This window comes from Microbacterium sp. T32, from assembly GCF_001619615.1.
Classification (GTDB): Bacteria; Actinomycetota; Actinomycetes; order Actinomycetales; family Microbacteriaceae; genus Microbacterium.
The window spans coordinates 93,601-110,877 of the sequence record NZ_LQQP01000016.1 but is presented as its reverse complement, the minus strand read 5'-3'; the positions used below and the strand labels follow the sequence as shown (position 1 = coordinate 110,877).

The window sequence follows — 17,277 nt, the reverse complement described above, 5'->3', positions numbered from 1 at the left end:
TCGCACGATTCCTCGCCGAATCTGCGATCTCGGCGGGATACTGCGAGGTTCGTGGTTTAGTCCAGGTCGAACTCCGCGCGGATGCGATCGCGCGCGGAGGCGTATTCCGGCAGCGCGTCGAAGAACGCGAACTTCCGTGCGACGACCGAGTCGGTGGCATCCACGTCCGGCTCCACCACATACGCGGAGAACGTCTCGGCGAAGTCCTCGGAGACGTTGGTCGCCGCGTAGTCGCTCACGAAGTCCTCCTCGTGCGCCTGGTAGAAGTCCCACGCCGTGTCGGCGTCGACGTTGTCGCGCGCGGGGGCGTCGGTGTACCCGGCCCAGAATCGGTCGGCGAAGCGCTGCAGGTCGGAGTCGGGGAGGAGGCATCCCGCTCCGGCCCATTCCGTGTCGCAGTCGAAGGCCGAAGGATCAGTGTCGTCCGTGCCGAGGCTCAGCATGTGCGCGTACTCGTGGATGAGCGTCATCAGCAGCAGATCACGGTCGCCGTCGTAAGCGAGATTCGCCGCGAACACCCATTTCGTCGGATCGTCGGCGCTCGCGACGTAGGCGAGGGTGTCGCTGTCGGGGTCGTCGCCGGTCTGGTACTCCGTGATCATGGATGCCGCGAACTCTGGCGTCGTCACACGCAGGAGCTCGCTCCAGACCCGGCTCGACCGGCCGTCCGGACGCGGGGTGAGACTGCCGTCGGGCGAGACCGAGAAGACGTCCGTCGCCGCGAACTCGGGAGAGGCCTCGGCGCGTTCGCGCCCGAGTCCGCCGAGCGCATTTCCGACACTCACTCCGGCGCCGATCGCCACCCACGTCATCACGCCCACCAGGACGGCGACAGAGGCGCTCAGGAGAGCGATCCAGCGGGGACGCATGCCCTCACCCTAGGATGCGCCGGAGGAGCGGGGGTCTGCGACGGACGCGTGGCATCCACCGCTCTAGACTCGATGATCGTGGTCACCCGTCTCTCGAACTACTTCCTCCGTACGCTCCGCGAAGATCCCTCGGATGCCGAGGTCACGAGCCACCGCCTGCTCGTGCGCGCCGGTTACATCCGTCGCAACGCCCCGGGCATCTTCGCGTGGCTCCCGCTGGGGCTGAGGGTCAAGGCCAAGATCGAGACGGTTGTGCGCGAGGAGATGGCGAACGCCGGAGCCTTCGAGGTGCACTTCCCGGCGCTGCTGCCCCGTGAACCCTACGAGGTCACGGGCCGCTGGGAGGAGTACGGCGACGCGCTGTTCCGCCTGCAGGACCGCAAGGGCGCCGACTACCTCCTCGCCCCCACGCACGAGGAGATGTTCACGCTCCTGGTGAAGGACCTGTACTCGTCCTACAAGGACCTGCCGCTGACGATCTACCAGATCCAGGACAAGTACCGCGACGAGGCACGGCCCCGCGCGGGCCTCCTGCGCGGCCGCGAGTTCACGATGAAGGACGCGTACTCGTTCGACGCGACCGACGCAGGACTGGATGCCTCGTACCAGGCGCAGCGCGACGCGTACGAGCGCATCTTCCAGCGTCTCGGGCTCGAGTACGTCATCGTCGCGGCCGACGCGGGCGCCATGGGCGGCTCGAAGTCGGAGGAGTTCCTGCACCCGACGCCCATCGGCGAGGACACCTTCGTGCGCTCGGCCGGCGGCTACGCCGCGAATGTCGAGGCCTTCACGACCGAGGTGCCCGAGGCGCTGCCGATCGAGGGACAGCCCGAGCCGGTGATCTTCGATTCGCCCAACACCCCCACGATCGCGACGCTCGTCGACCACGCCAACGCGGTGTTGGACGCCCCGGCGCCCGGTATCGCCGGCCCCGCGACGGCGGACGCCGCGGAGTGGACGGCCGCGCACACGCTCAAGAACGTCGTGCTCGCCCTGACGCACCTCGACGGCACCCGCGAGATCGTCGTCGTCGGCATCCCCGGTGACCGCGACATCGACGACAAGCGCGTCGAGGTGGCGTTCGCGCCGGCCGAGGTCGAGGCCGCAACCGAGGCCGACTTCGAAAAGAACCCCCTCCTCGTGAAGGGCTACATCGGCCCCTGGTCGGCTACGGGCCCCGTGCTGGGCGAGGAGTCGGCGACCGGCATCCGGTACCTGCTCGACCCGCGCGTGGTCGACGGCACCGCGTGGATCACCGGTGCCAACATCGACCAGAAGCACGTGCACTCGCTCGTCGCGGGCCGCGACTTCGTGGGCGACGGCTTCGTCGAGGCCGCGACCGTGCGCGCCGGCGACCCCGCCCCCGACGGGTCGGGCCCCGTGGAGTTGGCGCGCGGCATGGAGATCGGGCACGTCTTCCAGCTCGGTCGCAAGTACGCCGAAGCGCTGGGGCTGAAGGTGCTCGACGAGAACGGCAAGCTCGCGACGGTCACGATGGGGTCCTACGGCATCGGCGTGACGCGCATCCTCGCGATCATCGCCGAGCTCAACAACGACGACAAGGGCCTCATCTGGCCTCCGTCGGTCGCGCCGTTCGACGTCCACGTGGTCGCGACCGGCCGCGATGCGGTCGCGTTCGACCTCGCGGCGTCCGTGTCCGAGCAGCTCGAGGCCGCCGGCTTCGACGTGTTGTACGACGACCGCCCGAAGGTCTCGCCGGGGGTCAAGTTCGGCGACGCCGAGCTCGTCGGCATCCCGCGCATCCTCATCGTGGGCCGCGGTGCCGCGGACGGCGAGGTCGAGCTCTGGGACCGCCGCACGGGCGAGCGCGACACGCTCCCCGTCGCCGAGGCGCTCGCGCGCCTGCAGGGCTGAGGCCGTCGCGTCCCTACGCCGGATAGCGTGGATGCCATGATCGCAGCGCCCCGCGTGCCCCTGTCCGACGGCTCCTCGATTCCGCAGCTCGGGGTCGGGACGTACAAGGTGCCGGCCGAGGTCACCGCCGATCTGGTGGCCGGTGCGCTCGCCGCGGGGTATCGGCACGTGGACACGGCCGCGCTGTACGGCAACGAGCGCGAGGTCGGGCAGGGACTCCGGGCGTCGGGTCTCCCGCGCGAGGACGTCTTCGTCACGACGAAGGTGTGGAACGACGACCAGGGGTTCGACGAGACATTGCGCGCGTTCGATGCGAGCGCCGAACGGCTGGGACTCGACCGGGTCGATCTCTACCTCATCCACTGGCCCATCCCGAGCGCCGACCGCTACGTCGACACCTGGCGCGCCCTGGTGCGTCTGCGGGAGGAGGGTCGCGTCACCTCGATCGGCGTGAGCAACTTCTCGCCCGTGCACATCGAGCGTCTGCGTGACGAGACCGGCGTGCTCCCCGTGATCGACCAGGTGGAGCTGCACCCCCGGTTCCCGCAGCACGAGCTCGTCGAGTGGAACACGCAGCACGGGATCGTCACCGAGTCGTGGGCGCCCCTGGCCCGGGGCGGCCTGCTCGACGCGCCGGTGCTCGCCGAGATCGCCGCGCGGTACGGCAAGACGCCGGCGCAGGTCGTGATCCGGTGGCACCTCGACCGCGGCCTCGTCGTGTTCCCGAAGTCGGTGTCGCTCGATCGTCTCCGTGAGAACGGCGACGTGTTCGATTTCACCCTGGATGCCGACGACCACGCGCGGATCGCGACGCTCGATACGGGCGAGCGCACCGGACGCAACCCCGACCTCGACTGAGATCCGTCGTCCGGTTGCGACCGACCGGACGTGCGGCGGCGGGGTGAAGATCCTGTGTCGATCCCGTTGCCTCTTGGCGCATGCGGGCGGTTCTGATTACGGTCGAACCGTGCCCGACAACTCTTCCTCCGCGTCCGAGCTCCGCCCGACTCACCCGCTCGCTCTCGCCCCCGTGGCGGCGCCTCCGGCGTCGGTCGACGGCTTCGTCCGCCGCTTCCTGCAGAACCTCAATTTCGATCAGGGCGTGGCGCTGTCGGCATCCGACGACAACGACCGCTACCTGGCGCTGGCGGGAACCGTCCGCGACTACCTGATGGCCCGCTGGCTCGACGATCAGGCGCAGCAGAGCCGTCAGCAGTCGAAGACGGTCTGCTACCTCTCGGCCGAATACCTGCTCGGGCGCCAGCTCGACAACAACCTCCTCGCCGCGCGCCTGACCGACATCGCGACCGAGGCCCTCGCGCAGTGCGGCATCGACATCGACGAGCTCCGCGCGCTCGAGATCGAGCCCGGGCTCGGCAACGGCGGTCTCGGCCGCCTCGCCGCGTGCTTCATCGACTCGCTCGCGACGATGAGCATCCCGACGATCGGGTACGGCATCCGGTACGAGTACGGCATCTTCCGTCAGGCCTTCGCCGACGGCCAGCAGGTCGAGCAGCCCGACGCGTGGCTCCGCCTCGGCTCGCCGTGGGACTTCCCGCACCCCGAGGCGGCGCAGACCATCTCGTTCGGCGGCCGCACCGAGACGTACGACGACGAGGGCGTGGAGCGCACCCGCTGGGTGCCGGACTGGAACGTGCTCGCCGTGCCGTACAACATGATGGTGCCCGGCTACCACAACGGCCGCGTCAACACCCTCCGCCTGTGGCGCGCGGTGGCCACCAACGCCTTCGATCTCCACACCTTCAACTCGGGCGACTACGTCGAGTCGGTCCGCGCGCAGACATTCGCCGAGAACATCTCCAAGGTCCTCTACCCCGAGGACTCCACTCCCCAGGGCAAAGAACTGCGCCTCCAGCAGCAGTACTTCTTCGTCGCGGCATCCATCGCCGACTTCGTCGAGAACGTCCTCCCGGAGGGCTTCGACCTCGAGAAGCTCCCGGATCGCGTCATCTTCCAGCTCAACGACACCCACCCCGTGATCGGCGTGCCCGAGCTCATGCGCGTGCTTGTCGACGAGAAGCACATGGAATGGGATGCCGCGTGGGCGATCACGCAGAAGTGCTTCGCGTACACGTGCCACACGCTGCTGCCGGAAGCGCTCGAGGTGTGGTCGGTCGACCTGCTGGGGCGTCTGCTCCCGCGCCACCTGGAGATCATCTACCGCATCAACGACGAGTTCCTCCTCGAGGTGCGCGAGCGCTTCGGCGACGACGAGATGCTCATCCGCGACATGTCGATCATCGGCGAGCACCCGTTCCGTTCGGTGCGGATGGCGTACCTCGCCACGGTCGCGGGGTCGAAGGTCAACGGCGTCGCGGAGCTGCACTCGCAGCTCCTGCGCGACAACGTGCTGAAGGACTTCGCGCGCATGTGGCCGGAGAAGTTCACCAACGTCACCAATGGTGTGACGCCGCGCCGCTTCCTGCGGCTGGCGAACCCCGACCTGTCGGAGCTCATCACCGAGACCCTCGGCGCCGGGTGGACGGTCGACCTCGAGCGCCTCCGCGGTCTCGAGGCGTTCGCCGACGACCCCGAGTTCCGCGAGCGCTTCGCCGCGGTCAAGGCGGCGAACAAGCGACGCCTCAGCCGGGTCCTGGAAGCACGCGACGGCTCCACGCTCGCCGACGACCACCTGCTCGACGTCATGATCAAGCGCCTGCACGAGTACAAGCGCCAGACGCTCAAGGTCCTGCACATCGTCAGTGCCTACGACGGCATCGTCTCGGGTCGTGTACCGGTCGAGGACGTCCAGCCGCGCACGTTCCTCTTCGGCGCCAAGGCCGCCCCCGGCTACGCGATGGCGAAGCACATCATCCACCTCATCAACGCCGTCGGCGAGGTCGTCAACGCCGACCCGCGCATCCAAGGGCGCCTGAAGGTGCTGTACCCCGCGAACTACAACGTGACGCTCGCCGAGAGCATCATCCCGGCGGCCGACCTGTCCGAGCAGATCTCGCTCGCGGGCAAGGAGGCGTCCGGCACGGGCAACATGAAGCTCGCGCTGAACGGTGCGCTCACGATCGGCACGGACGACGGCGCGAACGTCGAGATCCGCCAGCTCGTGGGCGACGACAACTTCTTCCTGTTCGGCATGAGCGAGCCCGAGGTCGAAGCGCTGTGGGCCGAGGGCTACCGACCCGCGGACTTCTACCACGAGGACGAGCGCCTCCGCCGCGCGATCGACCTGATCGCGGCGGGCGCGTTCTCCGGCGGCGACCGCACGGTGTTCGAGCCCCTCATCTCGAACCTCCTGTACGACGACCGCTTCATGGCGCTCGCCGACTTCGGCTCGTACCTCGACGCGCAGGAGCGGGTCGACCTCGCCTACGCCGACAAGGACGCGTGGGTGCGGTCGGCGATCCTCAACGTCGCGCGCAGCGGCTTCTTCTCCTCCGACCGGGCGATGCGCGACTACCTCGACCGCATCTGGCACGCCACTCCGGTCAACTGAGCACCGGATGCCACGGCCCCCGGGTCGTGGCATCCGTCGTTCCGGGTTGGCGGGAAGGCGGCGGAAGGTGACCGTCCCGCGCGGGTACTGGGTGGCTGAGCGCGGAAGAGTGGGAACCCCAGCCCAGGAGGTCCCGTGCGCATCGCCGACATCCGCGTCCCCGACACCCTCGCCGGCCGCGGCGCTCTCGCGCTCGCCGAGGAGTACCAGTCACCCGCGATCACCGCGCACGCGCTGCGGTCCTGGCTGTGGGCCGAGGCGTTCGCGCTCGTCGACGGCATCTCGGGCGTCGATCACGAGCTGCTCTACGTCTCGGCGGTGCTGCACGACATCGGCACCGTGACGGAATTCGACAACCACACGCTGTCCTACGAGCACGCCGGCGGTCACGTCGGCATCGCCCTCACGGCTGGGGCAGGGTGGGAACGCGCGCGACGGGAGCGCGTGCTGGACGTCATCGTGCGGCACAACTGGCCGAGCGTCGACCCGGACATGGATGCCGAGGGCTACCTGCTCGAGACCGCGACCGGTCTCGACATCTCAGGGGCGCGACCCGACGCGCTGCCGCGCGAGTTCGTGCGGGAGGTGCTCACCGCGTATCCGCGCGGTGCGCTCGCTGCGGAGTTCGGCGCGTGCGTCGTCGATCAGGCGCGGCGCAAGCCCGACACCGCGGCGCGGCGCCTGGTCGACGGGGGTGTGCTCGACAAATTGGCGGCGAATCCGCTCGAGCGCGTGGCCGGGGAAGGTCGCGGGGGAGCCGGCATCCGGGTATCGTAGGAGGGTTGTCGGCGCCGTTCGTGCCGACGAGAGCTGAATACGGAGGGTCTTGTGGACATCGATCTCGCACTTCTGAAGACGATCGAACGCGAGAAGGAGATCCCCTTCGACGAACTCGCGCGGATCATCGAGCAGGCGATCCTCACCGCCTACGCCAAGCACATCTCTCCCAGCGGCGAGATCCCGGCCGGCGCGCGCGCCGAGCTCGACCGCAAGACCGGTCACGTCGGCATCTTCACGCCCGTCCTCGACGACGAGGGCGCCGTGATCGGCGAGGAGGAGCAGGCCCCCGACGACTTCGGCCGCATCGCCGCGTTCGCCGCGAAGCAGGTCATCAGCCAGCGCCTGCGCGACATCGCCGACGACGCCGTGCTGGGTGAGTTCAAGGGCAAGGAAGGCGACATCGTCGCCGGCGTCGTGCAGCAGGGTCCGAACCCGCGCATGGTGCACGTCGACCTCGGCACCGTCGAGGCGATCCTCCCTCCCGAGGAGCAGGTTCCGGGCGAGACGTACGCGCACGGTTCGCGCCTGCGCGTCTACGTGACGTCGGTCGCCAAGGGCAACAAGGGTCCGCAGATCACGGTGTCGCGCACCCACCCCGGCCTGGTCCGCAAGCTCTTCGCCCTCGAGGTGCCCGAGATCGCGGCGGGCCTCGTCGAGATCGTCTCGCTCGCCCGCGAGGCCGGACACCGCACGAAGATGGCCGTGAAGGCGAACGACCCGACCGTCAACGCCAAGGGCGCCTGCATCGGGGAGCTCGGCCGCCGCGTGCGCGCCGTGACCGAGGAGCTGGCCGGCGAGAAGATCGACATCATCGACTACGACGCCGATCTGCCGAAGTTCGTCGCGAACGCGCTGTCGCCGGCGAAGGTGACGTCGAGCTTCGTCCTGGATGCCACGACCAAGGCCGTCCGCGCCCTGGTGCCCGACTACCAGCTGTCCCTGGCGATCGGCAAGGAAGGTCAGAACGCCCGTCTGGCGGCGAAGCTGACCGGCGCGAAGATCGACATCCAGCCCGACAGCATCCTCGAAGACAACTGAGCGTCCGTCGTCCGGACGACGGCGAGGTGTACGATGGAACCTGTACGAACGTGCGTCGGATGCCGCGCACGTGCCCCCCGATCATCGCTCCTGCGCGTGGTCGCGGAGGGGTCGGTCCTCGTCAGAGACGAGCGGGCGATTCTGCCGGGACGGGGTGCGTGGGTGCACGAGACGGACGCGTGCGTCGGGAAAGCTCTCGCGCGCCGCGCCTTCGTACGAGCATTGCGTGTGTCAGGCCCGCTTGACACGCAGACCTTCGAATCAACCCTCCAGCGAAACGGCTGAACGGCTATGGACACGAAGTGAACGGCTCGAAATGAGACCCGTCCGCAACTAACGGTCTGCCCTGTCCGGGGTAGGCCCTCAGACAGGAGAATTGTGGCAAAACCACGCGTGCACGAGATCGCTTCCGAGCTCGGCGTCGACAGCAAGGTCGCGCTTGCGAAGCTCAAGGAGCTCGGCGAGTTCGTCAAGAGCCCCTCATCGACCATCGAACCCCCGGTGGCCCGTAAGCTCCGCGCCGCCTTCGCGGCGGAGGGTGCGTCGGGATCCTCGGATGCCAAGCCCGCCGCTGCTGCGGCGCGCCCCGGCGCCCGTCCCGGCCCGGCTCGCCCCGCGGCGACCCCGGGTGCCCGTCCGTCCGGCCCCACGCCCGGCCCGGCTCGCCCGGCGGCTCCCCAGAGCGCTCCGGCTCCGGCCGCGCCCGCGGCATCCGCCCCGGCGGCGGCTGCTCCGGCGGCATCCACCCCCGCGGCTCCGGCCAAGCCCGCCTCGTCGGCTCCGGCTCCGTCGGCTCCCGCGGCGCAGACCCCCGCGTCGCAGGCGCCCAAGCCCGGCGGCCCGAAGCCCGGCCCCAGCGCGCCCCCGCGTCCGGGCGGCGCACGCCCCGGCAACAACCCCTTCGCCTCGTCGCAGGGCATGGGTCAGCGTCCCGCGGGTCCGCGCCCGGGTAACAACCCCTTCGCGTCGGCGCAGGGCATGGGCCAGCGCCCGACCCCCGGCAACATCCCGCGTCCCCAGGCTCCGCGTCCCGGTGCCCCCCGTCCCGGCGCTCCGCGCCCGGGTGGTGCGGGTCGTCCCGGTGGCGGCGGCCGTCCCGGCGCTCCGTTCCAGCAGCGTCCCGGCGGTCCCGGTCGTCCCGGCGGTGCCGGCGGCGGCTTCCAGCGTCCCGGTGGCGCCCCCGGCGCTCCGGGTGGCGGCGGTTTCGCCGGTCGTCCCGGCGGTGGTGGCGGCCGTGGCCGCGGCCCCGGCGGTGGTACCGCGGGTGCCTTCGGTAAGGGCGGCGGCAAGTCCAAGCAGCGCAAGTCGCGTCGGGCGAAGCGGCAGGAATTCGAGATGCGGTCGGCGCCGGTCGTCGGCGGCGTCAACGTCTCGAAGGGCAACGGCGAGATCATCCGCCTGCGTCGTGGCGCGTCGATCGCCGACTTCGCCGACAAGCTCGAGGCTCTGCGCGGCTACACCGTGCAGCCCGGCACGCTCGTGACCATCCTGTTCAACCTGGGCGAGATGGCCACCGCGACCGAGTCGCTCGACGAGGCCACGTTCGAGGTGCTCGGCGCCGAACTCGGCTACAAGATCCAGATGGTCTCGCCCGAGGACGAGGACAAAGAGCTCCTCGAGGGCTTCGGTCTCGACCTCGACGCCGAGCTGGAGGCCGAGAGCGAGGACGACCTCGAGATCCGTCCTCCCGTGGTCACCGTCATGGGCCACGTCGACCACGGTAAGACGCGACTGCTCGACGCCATCCGCCAGACGAACGTCGTGGCGGGCGAGGCCGGCGGCATCACGCAGCACATCGGTGCCTACCAGGTCTGGACCGAGCACGAGGGCATCGAGCGCGCCATCACCTTCATCGACACGCCGGGTCACGAGGCGTTCACCGCCATGCGTGCCCGTGGTGCGCAGGTGACCGACATCGCGATCCTCGTGGTCGCGGCCGACGACGGCATCATGCCCCAGACGGTCGAGGCCCTGAACCACGCCCAGGCGGCGAACGTGCCGATCGTGGTCGCGGTGAACAAGGTCGACAAGCCGGACGCCAACCCCGCCAAGGTGCGCCAGCAGCTCACCGAGTACGGTCTGGTCGCCGAGGAGTACGGCGGCGACGTGATGTTCGTCGACGTCTCGGCCCGCCAGGGCACGAACATCCAGGAGCTCCTGGATGCGGTGCTGCTGACCGCCGACGCCGGTCTCGACCTGACGGCCAACCCGAACAAGGCGGCGCGTGGTGTCGCGATCGAAGCGAAGCTCGACAAGGGCCGCGGTTCCGTGGCCACGGTGCTCATCCAGTCCGGAACGCTGCGCGTCGGCGACGCGATCGTCGCGGGTACGGCGTACGGCCGCGTCCGCGCGATGATCGACGAGAACGGCGATGCGGTCGAAGAGGCCTACCCCTCGCGTCCGGTGCAGGTGCAGGGTCTCAACTCGGTCCCGCGTGCCGGCGACGTCTTCATCGTCACCGAGGAAGACCGCACCGCGCGTCAGATCGCCGAGAAGCGCGAGGCCGCCGAGCGCAACGCCCAGCTGGCCAAGGCCCGCAAGCGCATCTCGCTCGAGGACTTCACCCGCGCTCTCGAAGAGGGCAAGGTCGAGTCGCTCAACCTCATCATCAAGGGTGACGTTTCGGGTGCCGTCGAGGCGCTCGAGGAGTCGCTGCTCAAGATCGAGGTCGACGACAGCGTCCAGCTGCGCATCATCCACCGCGGTGTGGGTGCGATCACCGAGTCGGACATCAACCTGGCCACGATCGACAACGCGATCGTGATCGGCTTCAACGTCCGCCCCGACACCAAGGCGCGCGAGCGCGCCGCCCGCGAGGGCGTGGACGTCCGGTTCTACTCGGTCATCTACAACGCGATCGACGACGTCGAGCAGTCGCTCAAGGGCCTGCTCAAGCCGGAGTTCGAAGAGGTGCAGTCGGGTGTCGCCGAGATCCGCGAGGTGTTCCGCTCCTCGAAGTTCGGCAACATCGCCGGTGTCATCGTTCGCTCGGGCACGATCACGCGCAACGCCAAGGCGCGCGTCATCCGCGACGGTGTGGTGCTGGCCGACGGTCTGCAGATCGAGTCGCTCCGCCGCTTCAAGGACGACGTCACCGAGGTCCGCACGGACTTCGAGGCCGGTATCGGACTGGGCAAGTACAACGACATCCAGATCGGCGACGAGATCGAGACCGTCGAAATGGTCGAGAAGCCGCGAGGCTGATCACATCGGGCGGGGGTCGCGTTTTCGGGCGCGGCTCCCGCTTCGGACTGCGGGGGTGTGTGCCTCCCCGAGCAGAGCGGGGCCCCTACCCCGATGCTCGTGGAGGCACACACCCCCTCCGCCCTACGCTGGGGCGGCGTCCGTAACTCGACGCCCGCTCGCCGTGATCGCTCGCGGCGGTATGAGAGAAGGAGAAGGCAGTGGCAGGGGAACGACAGGCCCGGGTGGCCGACCGCATCCGCGTGGTTCTGGCGGAGCGCCTCGAGAGAGGACTGCGCGACCCGCGGCTCGGATTCGTCACGATCACCGACGTCCGAGTGACGGGCGACCTGCAGCGCGCGTCGGTGTTCTACACCGTCATGGGCGATGAAGCGCACCGCGCCGACACCGCGGCCGCGCTGAAGTCGGCGACGGGGATGCTGCGCAGCGAGGTCGGCAAGAACCTCAACACGCGGCTGACGCCCACGCTCGAATTCATCCTCGACGCGATCCCTGAGAACGCCGACCACATTTCGGCGCTCCTGCGCGAAGCGCGCGAACGCGACGAGTCGGTCGCCGGTCTCGCCGCGGGTGCGACGTACGCCGGCGACGCCGACCCGTACGTCAAGCCGCGCGAGCTCGACGACGAGGACGACGACCTCGACGAGGACGACCAGGACGAAGACGAGGGCGACGAGCGCAACTGACGCTCCCGCTTCGACGGCCGGATGCCACCCCGCTCGGGGTCGTGTCCGGCCGTTCGTCATTCCGGCTGACGGAGGGGCGGCACTCTCCGTCGTACGGGGGAGGTCGTGGCATCCGGGAATTCCTAGGCTCGGGACATGACCGCTTCGTCTCGCCCGGACTGGCTCTCCATCGGTGTCTTCGCGGTGACCTCCGTCGCCCTGTCGTGGCTCGTCGCGCTCCCGCTGTGGGTTCGCGGACAGGGTCTGGCGGATCCGTTCCTCGGACTCGTCGCCGCCGCCATGATGTTCACGCCCACGCTCGGTGTGCTCGCCGCGCTCCTCGTGCAGCGGCGCACGCACGGGCGCCGGGGTACCAGAGCGGTGCTGCGCGAACTCGGGATATGGCCGCTGCGCCCGGCCGCGCGGACGGTCTGGACCTGCGTCTCGGTCATCGTCGCCGCTCCGCTCCTCATCGCGCTCGGGCTCGCCGTCGTCGGGGCGCTGGGGCTCGCGACCTTCGACCCGGTCGGGTTCTCCGGGTTCCAGAAGACGCTGGAGGCCAGCGTCCCGCCCGGGACCCCGCTCCCGCCGGCGGCGGTGCTCGCCGCGGTCCAGCTGGCGACGATCCCGGTCGGGGCGATCATCAACGCACCGTTCGCGTTCGGCGAGGAACTCGGGTGGCGGGGCTTCCTCCTGCCGGCGCTCCGACCGCTCGGCGTGTGGCCGGCACTCGTCGTCTCGGGCGCGTTCTGGGGGTTCTGGCACGCCCCGCTGATCCTGCTCGGGTACAACTTCCTCGAACCCAACGCGTTCGGCGTCCTCATGATGATCGCGGCATGCGTGCTGTTCGGTGTCCTGCTCGGGTGGACGCGGTTGCGCACGGCATCCGTCTGGCCCGCCGTCTTCGCGCACGGAGCGTTCAACGCCTCGGCCGGTCTCGGGGCCCTCGTCGTCGCCGCGGATTCGGCGACCCCGTCGCCGGTGATCGCGGGACCGCTCGGCCTGGTCATGTGGGGCGTGTTCGCGGTCGTGATCGCGGTGCTCGCGTTCTCCGGGCAATTCCGGGCGGACCGTCTCGACGCCCGGCTCGGGCCGGACCCGGTCGTCGCACCGGCGCCGACGGTCGCCTAGCGGGGGAGGAGGAGCGCGCCGTCCTCGGCTTCGGCGAGTCCGTCGGCGATGAGCGAGTCGATCGCGAGGTCGCGCTGCACCGGGTCGGGCCAGTCGGGCACGACGTCGTCGAGCGGGACCGCAGTCGGCGCCGCCTCGCGCAGCACCTTCAGCACCGCGCCGCGGGCTTGGCGGTCGCTGCCCTCGTACTTCGCTTGGCGTCGGCGGCGATCCTCGGATGCCGGATACCCGGCTGCTCGCCACGCGCACCGGTCCGCGAGGGGACAGATGCCGCACTTCGGCGCCCGCGCGGTGCACACGATCGCCCCGAGCTCCATCGCGGCGGCGTTCAGGATCGCGGCTTCGCCGATGTCGGCGGGCAGCTCGGCCGTCATGCGGGCGAGGTCGGACTTCCCCGGCGGGCCGGGCTGCGCGACGCCGTCCACGACCCGGGCGAGGACGCGGCGGGTGTTCGTGTCGACGACCGGATGCCGATCCCCGTACGCGAACACCGCGACGGCGCGAGCGGTGTAGTCGCCGATCCCGGTGAGCGCGAGCAGCGCGTCGACGTCGCGCGGGACGACGCCGTCTTGCCGGTCGCGGATCTCGACGGCGGCGCGGTGCAGCCAGAGTGCGCGCCGCGGATACCCCAGGTTCGCCCACTGCGTCACGGCCTCCGCGGGGGCGGCGGCGGCGAGGTCGGTGGGGGTGGGCCACCGTCCCAGCCATGCCTCGAGGTGCGGGATGACGCGGGCCACGGGCGTCTGCTGCAGCATGAACTCGCTCACGAGCGTGCCCCACGCGCCGAACCCGGGCCGACGCCACGGCAGATCCCGCGCGTTGTCGCGGTACCAGGCGATGAGCGGCGCGGCGATCCCTGGCATCCCTCCACCCTATGAGCCCGCGCGGCCGTCCCGCGCCGCTGCGGGCCCCGCCCCGGGAAACGCTCCGCCTCCGCGGAAACGCCTCGCCGCAGCGTTTCTGCCGAGGCGAAGCGTTTATCGAGGGCGCACCGGCGGACGACCGTAGGCTGGAGGCATGTCGAGCGAGAACCCCGTCGAGACCCTGCAGCGCAGCCTGCGCGACCTCCTGCGTCAGAACGCGGGCAACGGACGTCTCGTCGTGGCGATCGACGCGCTGGATGCCGCCGCCGCCACGGCCTTCGCGGACGGTTTCGCCGCGGCTGTCGGCGAGGACGGCACCGCCGTGTTCCGCACGACCCTCGCCGACGACGCCGGCGACGTGCGCGAGCGACTCGTCGCGCCCTTCCGTGCGGGCGAGCCGTTCGACGGCGGCAGCACGCCCGCGCCCGAGCGCGCGGTCCTCGTCGTCGACGGCCGCTTCCTGCACGCCTCGGGCCTGCGGGGCCTGTGGAACTGGTCGGTGTGGCTCGAGTCGAACCCGCCGATCGGCGCGCCGCGCCCGGATCTCCCGGATGCCGAGAAGCAGTACGTCCGCACCGCGCGGCCGCGGGTCGCGGCATCCGTCATCGTCGAGAACTCCGACCCCGCGCACCCCGTGCAGGTGTTCGGCGACTTCTGCTGATGGTGCGCGCCGGCATCCTCCTGGTCGACAAGCCCGGAGGCATCACCAGCCATGACGTCGTGGCCCGCGCCCGGCGTGCCCTCGGCACCCGCAAGATCGGGCACGCGGGGACACTCGACCCGATGGCCACGGGCCTGCTCGTGCTGGGCGTCGAGGGCGCGACGCGCCTGCTCACCTACATCGTGGGCGCTGACAAGACCTACGAGGCGACGATCCTCCTCGGTGTCTCGACCGACAGCGACGACGCCGACGGGACGGAGACGGGACGGGCGGATGCCACGGCCGTCGACGCCGTCACCGACGAGGCGATCGCCGTCGGCATCGCCGACCTCACCGGGGAGATCGCGCAGGTGCCGAGCACGGTCTCCGCGATCAAGGTGCAGGGCCGCCGCGCGTACGACCTCGCTCGCGCCGGCGAGACCGTTGAACTGAAGGCCCGCCGCGTGACGGTGTCGCGGTTCGATGTGCGCGCGACGCGACGCGAGGGTGGGACGATCGCGCTCGACGTCGTGGTCGACTGCTCGAGCGGCACCTACATCCGCGCACTCGCGCGCGACCTCGGTGCCGCGCTCGGCGTGGGCGGGCATCTCACCGCACTCCGCCGCACCCGCATCGGGTCCTTCGACGTCGGATCCGCGGCATCCGTCGACGACCTCGCCGAGGCCGCGCTCGTGAACCCCGCCACCGCCGCGGCGACCGTCGTCGGCGCCCTCGCGGTCGGAGCCGACGACGCGCGCGATCTCCGCCACGGCAAGCGCATCGAGGGCGGAGGACGCCTCACGGGGGAGCGTGCGGCGGCGATCGACCCGGACGGGCGACTCGTCGGGATCGTCGAGCGGCGGGGGAGTCAGCTGAAGAGCGTCATGAACATGCCCGAGGAGGTCGCGGGATGATCCTGTGGTTCACACTCACGCAGGTGGGCGTCGCGGTCGTCGCGGGGCTCATCGCCGTCGTCGCCGGCCTCGCCGGGCGCCGCCCGTCCGACCTCACCGTCGGGGCGCTCGCGCTCATCGAGCTGCTGCTCATCGTGCAGATCGTCATCGCGATCGTGTCGCCGTTCGCGGGCAACCCGCCGTCGGGCAGCCTCCTGGAGTACTGGACCTACCTGATCTCCGCCGCGCTCCTTCCGCCCGCGGGCGCAGCGTGGGCGCTCATCGAGCGCAGCCGGTGGAGCACCGTCATCATGGGCGCGGTGGCTCTCGCGGTCGCCGTCATGGTGTGGCGCATGCACGTCATCTGGACGATCCAGCTCGCCTGAGGGCACCGGATGCCGCGGCGCCCGGCCGCCTAGGATGAGAAGGTCATGGCATCCACCACTCCCGCCCGCACCCGCGGAATGACCGGCATCGGCCGGGTCCTCGTGATCGTCTACGGCATCATGGCGCTCGCCGCCACCGGCCGCTCGTTCGTGCAGATCGTGCGCGAGTTCGACGACGCCCCCGTCGCGTACACGCTGTCGGCGCTCGCCGCGGTGGTCTACATCGTCGCCACGCTCGCGCTGATCTTCTCGGCGCGGCCCGCGTGGTACCGCGTCGCGTGGGTGGCCATCGGCTTCGAGCTCGTGGGCGTGCTGGTCGTCGGCACCCTGAGCCTCGCGCTCCCCGCGCTGTTCCAGCACCCGACGGTGTGGTCGGTGTACGGCATCGGGTACGTGTTCATCCCGCTCGTCCTGCCGTTCCTGGGCCTCTGGTGGCTCATCCGGCACCGTGGGACGGCGTCGTGATCGTCTTCCGCGATCCGGCCGAGGTTCCCGCGGGGTTCGGGCCGTCGGTCGTCGCGATCGGCAAGTTCGACGGCGTGCACACCGGCCACCGGGCCGTGATCGATCGCGCGCGGGTCGAGGCGGCCGACGGTGCGCAGGTCGTGGCCGTGACCTTCGACCGCAATCCGCTCAGTGTCCTGCGGCCGGAGAAGTGCCCGCCCGACGTCATCGGTCCGCACCAGAAGCTCGAACTGCTCGATCGGGCCGGAGTGGATGCCACCCTCCTGCTGACCTTCGACGAGACGCGGGCCGCGCAGCCCGCGACGGACTTCGTGCGAGAGGTGCTCGTCGACGCTCTTGCGGCCCGGACCGTGCTGGTGGGCCGTGACTTCCGCTTCGGCGCCGGCGGAGCGGGCGACCCCGACCTGCTGGTCCGACTCGGGCACGAGTACGGCTTCCGTGTGGAGGTCGTCGACGACGTGCGCGCGGTGCACGCCGATCGGCGGGTGTCCTCGACGTGGATCCGCGAGGCGCTCGCCGCCGGCGACATCGCCACGGCGGCGCGACTGCTCGGCCGCGCGCCCTCGGTGTGGGGCGAGGTCGTGCACGGGCTCCAGCGCGGGCGCGAGCTCGGCTACCCCACGGCGAACCTGTCGCCCGATCTCGAGGGGTTCGTGCCCGCGGACGGCGTGTACGCCGGCTGGCTCGTCGACGTCGACGGGTCGCGACGGATCACGTATCCCGCGGCCATCAGCATCGGGACGAACCCCACGTTCGACGACGTGCACGCGCGGCAGGTCGAGGTGTACGTGCTCGACGAGACGGGCCTCGACCTCTACGGGCACCACGTCGAGGTGCGCTTCGTCGAACGCATCCGCGGCATGGCGGCCTTCGACGGCATCGACGCCCTGCTCGTGCAGATGGCCGACGACGTCGAGCGCGTCCGCGGCATCCTGCGTTGACGTTCGCGTCCGGTCTGGTCGAGGCGCGACCTCTCGCGCTGCAGCGCGCCCCGGC

General features: G+C 70.6%; 16 protein-coding genes. 14 read left to right on the top strand and 2 right to left on the bottom strand.

Going from position 1 to position 17,277, the window contains the following annotated elements; all coding sequences use genetic code 11:
- Positions 1–56: 56 nt before the first annotated feature.
- Positions 57–869, bottom strand: a complete 813-nt coding sequence (locus tag AVW09_RS10450; protein WP_063258013.1) for a hypothetical protein — start codon at positions 867–869, stop codon at positions 57–59.
- Between the two features lie 78 nt (positions 870–947).
- Between AVW09_RS10450 and AVW09_RS10445 the strand changes: the two genes are divergently transcribed.
- The 9 genes from AVW09_RS10445 (at position 948) to AVW09_RS10410 (ending at position 13,034) form a co-directional block, all read left to right on the top strand.
- Positions 948–2,744: a proline--tRNA ligase gene (locus tag AVW09_RS10445; RefSeq protein WP_063258139.1), complete on the top strand. Its 1,797-nt coding sequence runs from the start codon at positions 948–950 to the stop codon at positions 2,742–2,744.
- Positions 2,745–2,780: 36 nt separating this feature from the next.
- Positions 2,781–3,602, top strand: a complete 822-nt coding sequence (locus tag AVW09_RS10440) for an aldo/keto reductase (RefSeq protein ID WP_063258012.1) — start codon at positions 2,781–2,783, stop codon at positions 3,600–3,602.
- A gap of 109 nt (positions 3,603–3,711) precedes the next feature.
- Positions 3,712–6,216, top strand: coding sequence for a glycogen/starch/alpha-glucan phosphorylase (locus AVW09_RS10435; protein ID WP_063258011.1), 2,505 nt, complete (start codon positions 3,712–3,714; stop codon positions 6,214–6,216).
- Between the two features lie 135 nt (positions 6,217–6,351).
- On the top strand, positions 6,352–6,993 hold the full coding sequence (locus AVW09_RS10430; protein WP_063258010.1) for an HD domain-containing protein: 642 nt from the start codon (positions 6,352–6,354) through the stop codon (positions 6,991–6,993).
- A gap of 51 nt (positions 6,994–7,044) precedes the next feature.
- Positions 7,045–8,034: a transcription termination factor NusA gene (gene nusA / locus AVW09_RS10425; protein WP_022879672.1), complete on the top strand. Its 990-nt coding sequence runs from the start codon at positions 7,045–7,047 to the stop codon at positions 8,032–8,034.
- 33 nt (positions 8,035–8,067) lie between these two features.
- A complete protein-coding gene (locus AVW09_RS17280) occupies positions 8,068–8,319 on the top strand; it encodes a YlxR family protein (protein WP_082822921.1) in 252 nt (83 codons plus the stop codon).
- A gap of 93 nt (positions 8,320–8,412) precedes the next feature.
- Positions 8,413–11,238: a translation initiation factor IF-2 gene (gene infB / locus AVW09_RS10420; protein ID WP_197462608.1), complete on the top strand. Its 2,826-nt coding sequence runs from the start codon at positions 8,413–8,415 to the stop codon at positions 11,236–11,238.
- 200 nt (positions 11,239–11,438) lie between these two features.
- Positions 11,439–11,924 (top strand): 30S ribosome-binding factor RbfA, encoded by a 486-nt coding sequence (gene rbfA, locus AVW09_RS10415; protein WP_063258008.1) that lies wholly within the window; start codon positions 11,439–11,441, stop codon positions 11,922–11,924.
- Positions 11,925–12,059: 135 nt separating this feature from the next.
- Positions 12,060–13,034, top strand: coding sequence for a CPBP family intramembrane glutamic endopeptidase (locus AVW09_RS10410; RefSeq protein ID WP_063258007.1), 975 nt, complete (start codon positions 12,060–12,062; stop codon positions 13,032–13,034).
- Here the strand turns inward: AVW09_RS10410 and AVW09_RS10405 are convergent.
- Positions 13,031–13,897, bottom strand: coding sequence for an A/G-specific adenine glycosylase (locus AVW09_RS10405; protein WP_063258006.1), 867 nt, complete (start codon positions 13,895–13,897; stop codon positions 13,031–13,033). The two genes, AVW09_RS10410 and AVW09_RS10405, sit on opposite strands and share 4 nt — an antisense overlap.
- A gap of 154 nt (positions 13,898–14,051) precedes the next feature.
- Here AVW09_RS10405 and AVW09_RS10400 point away from each other — a divergent pair, with 154 nt between their 5' ends.
- From AVW09_RS10400 to AVW09_RS10380, 5 genes are read left to right on the top strand one after another with little or no spacing between them, the layout of a single operon-like run.
- Positions 14,052–14,558, top strand: coding sequence for a hypothetical protein (locus tag AVW09_RS10400; protein ID WP_063258005.1), 507 nt, complete (start codon positions 14,052–14,054; stop codon positions 14,556–14,558).
- The gene (truB, locus tag AVW09_RS10395) at positions 14,558–15,451 is read left to right on the top strand and encodes a tRNA pseudouridine(55) synthase TruB (protein ID WP_063258004.1); all 894 of its coding nucleotides are present in this window, start codon (positions 14,558–14,560) and stop codon (positions 15,449–15,451) included. Before AVW09_RS10400 ends, truB begins: the two co-directional genes overlap by 1 nt.
- Entirely contained in the window at positions 15,448–15,816 is a 369-nt protein-coding gene (locus AVW09_RS10390; RefSeq protein WP_063258003.1) for a hypothetical protein, read from the top strand. Before truB ends, AVW09_RS10390 begins: the two co-directional genes overlap by 4 nt.
- A gap of 45 nt (positions 15,817–15,861) precedes the next feature.
- Entirely contained in the window at positions 15,862–16,281 is a 420-nt protein-coding gene (locus tag AVW09_RS10385) for a hypothetical protein (RefSeq protein WP_063258002.1), read from the top strand.
- A complete protein-coding gene (locus AVW09_RS10380; protein ID WP_063258001.1) occupies positions 16,278–17,222 on the top strand; it encodes a bifunctional riboflavin kinase/FAD synthetase in 945 nt (314 codons plus the stop codon). The genes AVW09_RS10385 and AVW09_RS10380 overlap by 4 nt, the downstream gene beginning before the upstream one ends.
- Positions 17,223–17,277 lie beyond the last annotated feature (55 nt).